This window comes from Paractinoplanes toevensis (assembly GCF_018332695.1).
Taxonomy (GTDB): domain Bacteria; phylum Actinomycetota; class Actinomycetes; order Mycobacteriales; family Micromonosporaceae; genus Actinoplanes; species Actinoplanes toevensis.
Genome location: NZ_BOQN01000251.1, coordinates 1 through 551, shown reverse-complemented (window position 1 = coordinate 551; position 551 = coordinate 1). Strand labels below are relative to the sequence as shown.

Here is a 551-nt window from a genome sequence, read left to right as displayed (position 1 = left end):
TGCGCGTCGACGACCACCCGGCCGCCGTTGTCGTTGAGCCAGCGGATGCGGCGCTGCAGGTCGGGCACCGCGCGTTTGGTGTAGCAGGTCGGCGCGAACGGATGGAACGAGCGCGGCCAGAACGTACCCACGTCCCTGAGCACGGGCGATGCCCACGAGGCCCAGTAGGAGGTAACGGATGTCGGGCGTGAAGACGGCCGGCTTCCGGGCGCAGGGGTGCAGCCGGCCGGCGGGGATCGGTGTGCGGGACCGCCGTGCCCGCCGCGCCGTGCCGGATCCCCATCCGCCGCAGCAGGGCGATCGCGGCCAGGATCGGCAGCCGGGCCAGGACCAGGACGACGATGACCTGGAACGCGTAGATCGCCGCATCCCGCATGCCGGCGACATGATCGTCACGGTCCGGGCGCGGGTTCGCTTGCCAGGCGAGCACCGCGGCGATGCACACCAGCAGCGAGGCGACCGCGACCAGGGGCAGACGGCTCAGTGCCCGCGTGCCTCCAGAGCGAGCAGCAGGATCGAGCATCCGAGCAGCGCGGCCGCGGCGATCTGCA

Annotated in this window: 1 protein-coding gene; it reads left to right on the top strand. The window is 72.4% G+C overall.

All coding sequences use genetic code 11. The features are described from left to right. Window positions 1–178 precede the first annotated feature (178 nt). The coding region (locus Ato02nite_RS51005; protein ID WP_213013973.1) for a hypothetical protein at window positions 179–551 on the top strand (373 nt) is incomplete at its 3' end.